Genomic DNA, 8,797 nt, shown 5'->3' with positions numbered 1-8,797 from the left:
GCCGCCCCCGCCCGCCCATCGCGCCCGTTCCGCCCCGAAAGAGTCGGCCGTCGCGGTCATCAGAGACGGCGCAGCCGGTCCGGTCTCAGTTCACGCCGCCGGGAAGTGTCGGATCAGCAGGGCGAGTCGGCGGTCGTGTTCTTCCTCCGGTAGCCGACCACTGCGCATCAGCGTGACCAGGCTGTGCAGACCGGCCCAGTACGTCTCCGTGAGGAGCCCGGCGTCGTCGCCGTCGGCCGCGATCGGCTCGACGGCTTGCGCCAGTTCGCCGAACGCCTCCCGCAGGGCCGCGGGCGCCTCGGGTGTGGCGAACGGCACGTCCACCGTGCGCGTGAACATGGCGTCGTACAGCGCGGGCCGCCGCCGCGCGAAGGCGGTGTAAGCCTCTCCCACCGCCGCCAGCGCCTCGCGCGCCCGTCGCCGCGGCCCGCGCCGTACGCAGCTCGGCGGCCATCTCGGCGAAGCCCTGCACCGCGACGGCGCCCATGATGGCGTCCTTGCCCTTGAAGCGGCTGTAGAGGACGGGCTGGCTGTACTCGATCTCGGCGGCCAGCCGCCGTGTGGTCACCGCGTCCCAGCCCTCGGCCTCGGCCAGTTCCCGCGCGGCCGCTAGCTATTCTATCGACGCTCTACTCGCTTCGCCCTTGTACCACTTCCTGCACAGCGCGGTTTGGGACGCACGCAAGCTCGCCGAGTGAGGCCGCGTCGCGCAGCGCGGGAAACCCTTGCGCGGGCATGGGGCGCGGCCCCATAGGATTGAGCGCAAACCACACGCACTCACCCCAGAGGATCGCTGCATGCCTGGCATCACGCGCGAGGAGGTCGCCCACCTCGCACGGCTGGCGCGTCTGGAGCTGAAGGGCGAAGAACTCGACCACTTCGCAGGCCAGCTCGACGACATCATCGGCGCGGTCGCCCGCGTCAGCGAGGTCGCCGACCAAGACGTACCGCCGACCTCTCATCCGCTGCCGCTGACGAACGTCATGCGCGCGGACGAGGTCCGTCCGTCGCTCACCCCCGAGCAGGCGCTCTCCGGCGCCCCGGCCCAGGAGCAGCAGCGTTTCAAGGTGCCGCAGATCCTGGGGGAGGACTAATCACATGACGGACATCATCAAGCTGACGGCAGCGGAGATCGCTGCCAAGATCGCGGCCGGCGAGCTCACCGCCGTCCAGGTCACCGAGGCCCACCTCGCCCGTATCGAGGCCGTCGACGAGAAGGTGCACGCCTTCCTGCACGTCGACCGTGAGGGTGCCCTCGCCCAGGCGCGCGCCGTCGACGCGAAGCGGGAGCGCGGCGAGAAGCTCGGCCCACTGGCCGGCGTACCGCTCGCGCTCAAGGACATCTTCACCACCGAGGGGATCCCGACGACCGTCGGCTCGAAGATCCTCGAGGGCTGGATCCCGCCGTACGACGCCACCGTCACCAAGCGGCTGAAGGCCGCCGACGTGATCATCCTCGGCAAGACCAACATGGACGAGTTCGCCATGGGGTCCTCCACCGAGAACAGCGCGTACGGGCCCACCGGCAACCCTTGGGACCTCACCCGCATCCCCGGCGGCTCGGGCGGTGGCTCCTCCGCCGCCCTCGCCTCCTTCCAGTCGCCCCTGGCGATCGGCACCGACACGGGTGGCTCCATCCGCCAGCCCGCCGCCGTCACCGGCACGGTCGGCGTCAAGCCCACGTACGGCGGGGTCTCCCGCTACGGCATGGTCGCCTTCTCGTCCTCCCTCGACCAGGGAGGGCCCTGTGCCCGTACGGTGCTGGACGCGGCCCTCCTGCACGAGGTGATCGCCGGACACGACCCGCTCGACTCGACCTCCATCGACGCCCCGGTCCCGCCGGTCGTCGAGGCCGCCCGCAACGGCAGCGTGGCGGGCATGCGCGTGGGCGTCGTCAAGCAGTTCCGCGGCGAGGGCTACCAGGCCGGTGTCGTGCAGCGCTTCGACGAGGCCGTCGACGTGCTCAAGGAGCTGGGCGCCGAGATCGTCGAACTGGACTGCCCGTCCTTCGACCTGGCGCTCTCCGCGTACTACCTGATCGCTCCGTCCGAGTGTTCGAGCAACCTCGCCCGCTTCGACGGCCTGCGCTACGGCCTGCGTACCGGCGACGACGGCGCGCACTCCGCCGAGGACGTCACCGCCCTCACCCGCGAGGAGGGCTTCGGTCCCGAGGTCAAGCGCCGCATCATGCTCGGCACGTACGCCCTCAGCTCCGGCTACTACGACGCGTACTACGGCAGCGCCCAGAAGGTCCGTACGCTCATCACCCGCGACTTCGAGAAGTCGTTCGAGCAGGTGGATGTGATCGTCTCCCCGACCACGCCCACCACCGCCTTCCCGATCGGTGAGCGCGCCGACGACCCGATGGCGATGTACCTCGCGGACCTCTGCACCATCCCGACCAACCTGGCGGGCAACTCCGCGATGTCGCTGCCCTGCGGTCTCGCCCCGGAGGACAACCTCCCCGTCGGTCTGCAGATCATCGCCCCGGCCCTGAAGGACGACCGTCTGTACAAGGTCGGCGCCGCCGTCGAGGCCGCCTTCGTGGAAAAGTGGGGCCACCCGCTGCTCGAGGAGGCTCCGTCGTTGTGAGTAAGGCACTGTCCAAGGCCAAGGGCTTCAAGAAGTCCAAGTCCGGTACGTACCTGTCCATCGCGACCACCGCGTTCGGTGCCGTCAGCGTCGTCAAGCAGGCCAAGAAGGCCCGCTTCGAGCACGACACGCTGCGCCTCATCGACGCGGCCGTGTCCGCCGCCGCCATCGTCACCGGCCTCGCCATCCTCTACCGGGAGCTCAAGCGCCTGGGCGACGACGACGTCCTGCTGGGCTGAGAGGGAAGTTTTCACCGTGACCACCACGACCGACCTGGTGTCGTACGAGGACGCGCTGGCGTCGTACGACCCCGTCATGGGCCTCGAAGTCCATGTCGAACTCGGCACCAGGACCAAGATGTTCTGCGGCTGTTCGACCGAGCTGGGCGCCGAGCCCAACTCGCAGACCTGCCCGACCTGCCTCGGCATGCCCGGCGCGCTGCCCGTCGTCAACGCGATCGGCATCGAGTCCGCCATCAAGATCGGTCTCGCGCTGCACTGCGAGATCGCCGAGTGGTGCCGCTTCGCCCGGAAGAACTACTTCTATCCGGACATGCCGAAGAACTTCCAGACCTCCCAGTACGACGAGCCGATCGCCTTCAACGGCTACCTCGACGTCCAGATGGAGGACGGCGAGGTCTTCCGCGTGCAGATCGAGCGCGCCCACATGGAGGAGGACACCGGCAAGTCGACGCACGTGGGCGGCGCGACGGGCCGAATCCACGGCGCCTCGCACTCCCTGCTCGACTACAACCGCGCGGGCATCCCGCTCATCGAGATCGTCACCAAGCCGATCGAGGGCGCGGGCGAGCGCGCTCCCGAGGTCGCCAAGGCGTACGTAGCCGAGCTGCGCGAGCTCATCAAGGCGCTCGGTGTGTCGGAAGCCCGCATGGAGATGGGGCAGATGCGCTGCGACGTGAACCTGTCGCTGCGGCCCATCGGCACGGAGAAGTTCGGCACGCGGAGTGAGACCAAGAACGTCAACTCCCTGCGCTCCGTGGAGCGCGCGGCCCGCTTCGAGATCCAGCGGCACGCCGCGGTGCTGAACTCCGGCGGCACGATCATCCAGGAGACCCGCCACTTCCACGAGGACACCGGGTCCACGACCTCGGGCCGCGTGAAGGAGGAGGCCGAGGACTACCGGTACTTCCCGGAGCCCGACCTCGTCCCCATCGCCCCGTCCCGTGCGTGGGTCGAGGAGCTGCGCGCGGGCCTGCCCGAGCAGCCGCTCGCGCGTCGCAACCGCCTCCGTGAGGAGTGGGGCGTCTCGGCGCACGACATGCAGTCGATCCTCAACGCCGGTGCCATCGACCCGATCGTCGCCACGATCGAGGCCGGTGCCGACGCCGCGTCCGCCCGCAAGTGGTGGATGGGCGAACTGGCCCGCAGCGCCAACGAGTCGGGCAAGGCCCTGGAGGACCTGCCGATCACCCCGGCGCAGGTCGCCCGGGTGGCCGAGCTCGTCACCTCCGGGGACCTGAACGACAAGCTGGCCCGTCAGGTCATCGAGGGCGTCCTCGCAGGCGAGGGCACCCCGGACGAGGTCGTCGACAAGCGCGGTCTGAAGGTCGTCTCGGACGAGGGCGCGCTGACCGCAGCCGTCGACGAGGCCATCGCCGGGAACGCGGGCATCGCCGACAAGATCCGCGGCGGCAAGGTCCAGGCCGTCGGCGCGCTCGTCGGCGCGGTCATGAAGGCCACCCGCGGCCAGGCCGACGCGGCCCGCGTCAAGGAGCTCATCCTGGAGAAGCTGGGCGTCAGCGAGGGCTGAGGTCAGGCGTTTTGTCAGCCCTAGGGGGGTGCATCGATTCCGATGCACCCCCCTAGGCATGTCATCGGGTGAACAGGCGCACATGCGCGGGCGCTACGCTCCCGCGCCATGAGTGGAAGCAGTGACTCCGAACCGCACGACTACGAGGATCCGGCACACGAGGCGCGCCGGGCCCGATGGACGGCGGCCGGGACCGGCGCGCTGCTGACCCTGGCCGGCCTCGCGGCGTCCGCGCTGCGCTCCACCGGGTCCACGACCACGCTCGTGCCGGTCGCCTACGCCTCGGGCGCCACCGTCTGCGCTCTCGCGTCCGTGCTGGGTGCCCGGGGACGCACCCGACGGGCCCTGTGGCTGTTGATCGCCGGGCTGTTGGTGATGGCGATCGGCGACCAGTTCGACTGAGACGACAGAGTTCACCCAATTGTCTTGTGAAATGGGTCGCACTCGTGTGTGTAAACCCATGAATGAGGCAATTGATCACTTGTGGCTGCAAGAGTGATGACGCATAAGTCATGCGTTCTTTGCGGGCAGTTCCCGGTAAAGATCCACAAATCCCCCAGGGAGCTCGTCCGTGGCAGCCCTTGCGCACTGGTGTGTCCGACGCCGCCTCGTGGTCGTTCTGCTGTGGCTCCTCTCCCTCGGCGCTGTCTCCGCCGCCGCGGCCGTCACGGGTTCCGCCTACTCGAACGACTACCAGGCACCCGGCACCGAGTCGGGCCGCGCCACCCAGCTCCTGCGCGACGGCTTCCCCGGCCTCGGCGGTGACAGCGACACCGTCGTCTGGCACACCAGCCCCGGCACCGTGCGTTCCCCCGACGTCGAACAGACGATGAGCCGGGCCCTGGAGAAGATCGCGGACCTGCCCGGGGTGGCCTCCGTCGTCAGCCCGTACGAGGGCCGGCGATCGGCGCGGATCAGCTCCGACGGGCGTACGGCGTACGCCACCATCACCTTCGACGACCAGGCCGAGCACATCGGCAAGGGCGAGGCGCGGGCCGTCGTCCGCGTCGCGAGGGCCGCCGAGGCCAAGGGGCTCCAAGTGGAGCTGGGCGGCGGCGCGATCGGGCTCACCGAATCCTCGGAAGGCCACCTCGCCGAGATCGTCGGCGTGATCGTCGCCGCCGTGGTCCTCTTCCTCGCCTTCGGCTCGCTCGCCGCCTCCCTGCTGCCCATCGCCACCGCCCTGGTCGGCGTGGGCACGGCGTACGCCTCAGTCGTGCTCCTGGGGCATGCCATGACCGTCGCCGACTTCGCCCCGATGCTCGGCATGCTGATCGGGCTCGGCGTCGGCATCGACTACGCGCTGTTCATCGTGACCCGGCATCGGCGAGGCCTCAAACGCGGGCTTGCGGTGGCCGAGGCCGCGCGCAACGCCGTCGCCACCACCGGTCGCGCCGTTGTCTTCGCGGGCGCCACCGTCTGCATCGCCCTGCTCGGCATGCTCATCCTGCGGCTCGGCTTCCTCAACGGCGTCGCGATCGCCGCCTGTCTGACCGTCGTGCTCACCGTCGCCGCCTCGGTGACGCTGCTGCCCGCGCTGCTCTCCTTCATCGGTCCACGCGCGTTGAGCCGCCGTGAGCGGCGCCGGCTGTACGAGCTCGGGCCCGAGCCGGAGATCCCCACCGGGTTCGCCGCCCGCTGGTCCGTCCTCGTCGAGCGTCATCCCAAGCTGCTCGCAGCCGTCGCCGTGGTCGTGATGGCGCTGCTCGCGCTGCCCACGCTCTCGCTCCATCTCGGCACCTCCGACCAGGGCAACGACCCGAAGTCGGCGACCACGCGAGGGGCGTACGACCTGATCGCGGAGGGTTTCGGTCCCGGCGTGAACGGGCCCCTCACCCTCGTCACCAAGGTCGGCGGCGCCGAGGACAAGCTGGCGCTCGACAATCTGGACGCCACGCTCCGGGCGACCCAGGGTGTCGCCTCGGTCACCCCGGTGACGTACAACACCGGTGGTGACACCGCGTACCTCACCGTCGTCCCGAACTCAGCGCCGCAGTCCCAGAAGACCAGCGACCTCGTCGGCCGGCTGCGCGACGGCGTACTGCCGCGCGCCGAGGCGGACACCACGCTCGATGTGCGTGTCGGCGGCGTAACGGCCAGCTATGACGACTTCGCGGATGTCATCGTCGGCAAGCTCCCGCTCTTCGTGGGCGTCGTGATCAGCCTCGGCTGTGTCCTGCTCCTGCTCGCCTTCCGCTCGATCGGCATCCCCCTCAAGGCCGCCGCCATGAACATCGCCGCCGTCGCCGCCGCCTTCGGAGTCGTCGTCGCGATCTTCCAGTGGGGCTGGGGCAGCGAGCTGCTCGGTCTCGGCCGCGCGGGCCCGATCGAACCGTTCCTTCCCGTGATCATGGTGTCGGTGCTGTTCGGGCTCTCCATGGACTACCAGGTCTTCCTGGTCAGCCGGATGTACGAGGAGTGGCTGGAGACGGGCGACAACCGGCGCGCCGTCCGGGTCGGCCTCGCCGAGACCAGCCGGGTGATCAACTCCGCCGCCGTGATCATGATCTCGGTGTTCCTCGCCTTCGTCCTCAGCGGCGACCGCGTCATCGCGATGTTCGGCATCGCCCTCGCCTCTGCCGTCGCCCTCGACGCCTTCGTCCTGCGTACGCTCCTGGTGCCCGCTCTCATGCACCTGCTCGGCGGCGCCAACTGGTGGCTGCCCCGCTGGCTCGACCAGCGGCTGCCGCGCATCAGCATCGAACCCCCCGAGTGCCGCGCCGCCCATGAGAGGCTGGCCGCGGCGACGGACGCCGAGGTGGCGGACGTACTGGACAAGGAGCGGCGGCAGGATGTACGCGATATCCCTGGGTGACGACGGAGCGGAGCTGCGGCCCCTGGAGGCCTGGCAGACCGAGGAGTTCTTCGCGCACATGGAGCGTGGCCGCGACTACATCGGGCGCCACGTCTCGCTCCCGGACCATGTGACGGACCTCGAATCGGCCCGGGCCTTCCTCCAGTCGTACGCCGACAAGCGCGCCGCCGACCGTGGCAGCCTGCACGGAATCTGGCTGGGCGGGAAACTCGTCGGCGGGCTGATCTTCCGGATCTTCGACACCGCGCAGGGCATCTGCGAGACCGGCTGCTGGCTGGAGCCCTCGGCGGCCGGGCGCGGGCTCGTCACCCGCGGCATGCGCCTCCTCATCGACTGGGCGATCGAGGAACGCGGCATGCACCGCGTGGAGTGGATCGCCCCGTCCGCCAACGAACCGAGCCTGAACGTGGCGCGGCGGCTCGGCATGACCCGCGACGGAGTAATGCGCGAGAGCTACCCCTACCGGGGGACGCGCCACGACATGGAGGTCTGGTCGGTGCTCGCCCCCGAATGGCGTATCGCACGCGCGCGTGCCGCTCACAACGATCATTAAGGAACTTCTCAGACAGCGTCCGTACGGTGCGGGGCATGGGAACCAAGACAGTTGACGAGGCCGGGGTCGAGACCGGCGCCGAGGCGAAGCGCGACGAGGAGACGGTGGACGTCACCAAGACCGACGTAACTGCTAAGACGGAGGCCGGGACCGAGGCCGAGACGGAAGCAGAGACAGAGGCAGAGGCCTCTTCCGAGGAGCAGGACGAGGCCGTGGAGGAGGGCGACGGCGCCCCCGTGGCCGAGCAGGGCGCGACCGGAGTGGGCCAGGGTGCCGCCGCCATTGTCTCCGCCGGGCTCGGCATCGTGTCGCTCACCGGCAGCTGGGTCGCCACCGTGGCGGCCGCGCGCGAGACGCTCGTCGGCCAGCTGCGGACCTCGTCCACCGCGACCGTCGCCACGCAGGTCAAGGAGGTCTACGGCGACGCCTGGGCGACCACCGCCGTGGTCGGCGGCCTCTTCGCGCTGTTGGCGCTGATCGTCGGCGTCGTGGTCCTGGTCCGGCCCGCCTTCGGAGCCCCCGGCAAGCCGCAGGCCGCCTGGATCAAGTCCGTCGCCTGGGCCGGCGTCTCGCTCGGCGTCATCGGCCTGGTGCTCGCGGTCGCCAAGTACTCCGACATCCTGCTCGGACTGCCCTCCACCAGCTGAATCTCCGCACCGTCTGAGGGGCCTTAGAGCCGGCGTAAGTCACTTACGGCGGACCTAAGGCCCTTCGCGTGCTCAAGATGCGGAACTCTCCCGATGTGCCGCACCCCCCTGGGAGACGAAGGTTGAGGCATCGCGAACAAGCGAGGCCGAAACCGACTCTTCACCAGGGGTACCAGATGTTCGAGTACGAGCTTCACCAGATCCGGTCCGCGGAGCTGATCCACGCGGCCCAGAACCACCGGCTGGCGCAGGAGGCCCTCCGCGGCCGACGTGCCGCCCGCCGCGCCGCCGCCCGCGAGTCCGGACAGAACGACACGGAGGGGCAGGCCCATAGCCACCGTCCCCGCCGGCACCGGTTCGCCCGCGCCGCGTGAACGCCGGGGCAGGGCTGGACGGCCGCGCCACCAGCGGCCGTCCTCG

9 protein-coding genes and 1 pseudogene are annotated in these 8,797 nt (G+C 70.0%); 9 read left to right on the top strand and 1 reads right to left on the bottom strand.

All coding sequences use genetic code 11. The features are described 5' to 3' along the window. Positions 1-90: 90 nt before the first annotated feature. Positions 91-607, bottom strand: a pseudogene (locus AB0D27_RS36945) (TetR/AcrR family transcriptional regulator); the annotation flags it as partial. A 190-nt stretch (positions 608-797) separates the two neighbouring features. Here AB0D27_RS36945 and gatC point away from each other — a divergent pair. The 9 genes from gatC to AB0D27_RS36900 all read left to right on the top strand — a co-directional run bounded on the left by gatC (position 798) and on the right by AB0D27_RS36900 (position 8,751). Continuing rightward, positions 798-1,094, top strand: coding sequence for an Asp-tRNA(Asn)/Glu-tRNA(Gln) amidotransferase subunit GatC (gene gatC / locus AB0D27_RS36940; RefSeq protein WP_015036350.1), 297 nt, complete (start codon positions 798-800; stop codon positions 1,092-1,094). A gap of 4 nt (positions 1,095-1,098) precedes the next feature. After that, on the top strand, positions 1,099-2,592 hold the full coding sequence (gatA, locus tag AB0D27_RS36935; protein ID WP_362517531.1) for an Asp-tRNA(Asn)/Glu-tRNA(Gln) amidotransferase subunit GatA: 1,494 nt from the start codon (positions 1,099-1,101) through the stop codon (positions 2,590-2,592). After that, positions 2,589-2,831 (top strand): hypothetical protein, encoded by a 243-nt coding sequence (locus AB0D27_RS36930; protein WP_362517528.1) that lies wholly within the window; start codon positions 2,589-2,591, stop codon positions 2,829-2,831. The genes gatA and AB0D27_RS36930 overlap by 4 nt, the downstream gene beginning before the upstream one ends. A 16-nt stretch (positions 2,832-2,847) precedes the next feature. After that, complete coding sequence (gene gatB, locus AB0D27_RS36925; protein WP_362517525.1) at positions 2,848-4,362, top strand: Asp-tRNA(Asn)/Glu-tRNA(Gln) amidotransferase subunit GatB; 1,515 nt, start codon at positions 2,848-2,850, stop codon at positions 4,360-4,362. A gap of 108 nt (positions 4,363-4,470) precedes the next feature. Next, positions 4,471-4,764 carry a hypothetical protein gene (locus AB0D27_RS36920; protein WP_362517522.1) on the top strand — a complete coding sequence of 98 codons (294 nt, stop codon included), beginning with the start codon at positions 4,471-4,473 and terminating at the stop codon, positions 4,762-4,764. A gap of 169 nt (positions 4,765-4,933) precedes the next feature. Then, positions 4,934-7,177: an MMPL family transporter gene (locus AB0D27_RS36915; protein WP_362517519.1), complete on the top strand. Its 2,244-nt coding sequence runs from the start codon at positions 4,934-4,936 to the stop codon at positions 7,175-7,177. Then, positions 7,155-7,730, top strand: coding sequence for a GNAT family protein (locus tag AB0D27_RS36910; protein ID WP_362517516.1), 576 nt, complete (start codon positions 7,155-7,157; stop codon positions 7,728-7,730). The genes AB0D27_RS36915 and AB0D27_RS36910 overlap by 23 nt, the downstream gene beginning before the upstream one ends. A gap of 35 nt (positions 7,731-7,765) precedes the next feature. Next, complete coding sequence (locus AB0D27_RS36905; RefSeq protein ID WP_362517513.1) at positions 7,766-8,377, top strand: hypothetical protein; 612 nt, start codon at positions 7,766-7,768, stop codon at positions 8,375-8,377. Positions 8,378-8,553: 176 nt separating this feature from the next. After that, a complete protein-coding gene (locus tag AB0D27_RS36900) occupies positions 8,554-8,751 on the top strand; it encodes a hypothetical protein (protein WP_362517510.1) in 198 nt (65 codons plus the stop codon). The last annotated feature ends 46 nt before the right edge of the window (positions 8,752-8,797 follow it).

The organism is Streptomyces sp. NPDC048415 (genome assembly GCF_040651675.1).
GTDB lineage: Bacteria > Actinomycetota > Actinomycetes > Streptomycetales > Streptomycetaceae > Streptomyces.
This window is presented reverse-complemented; position numbering and strand designations above follow the sequence as displayed.

Bases quoted from the DNA above. Each gene is read 5' to 3' on its own strand.
- AB0D27_RS36905 (WP_362517513.1), top strand. From the start codon at position 7,766: ATGGGAACCAAGACAGTTGACGAGGCCGGGGTCGAGACCGGCGCCGAG.
- gatA (WP_362517531.1), top strand. From the start codon at position 1,099: ATGACGGACATCATCAAGCTGACGGCAGCGGAGATCGCTGCCAAGATC.
- AB0D27_RS36910 (WP_362517516.1), top strand. From the start codon at position 7,155: ATGTACGCGATATCCCTGGGTGACGACGGAGCGGAGCTGCGGCCCCTG.
- AB0D27_RS36920 (WP_362517522.1), top strand. From the start codon at position 4,471: ATGAGTGGAAGCAGTGACTCCGAACCGCACGACTACGAGGATCCGGCA.
- gatC (WP_015036350.1), top strand. From the start codon at position 798: ATGCCTGGCATCACGCGCGAGGAGGTCGCCCACCTCGCACGGCTGGCG.
- AB0D27_RS36900 (WP_362517510.1), top strand. From the start codon at position 8,554: ATGTTCGAGTACGAGCTTCACCAGATCCGGTCCGCGGAGCTGATCCAC.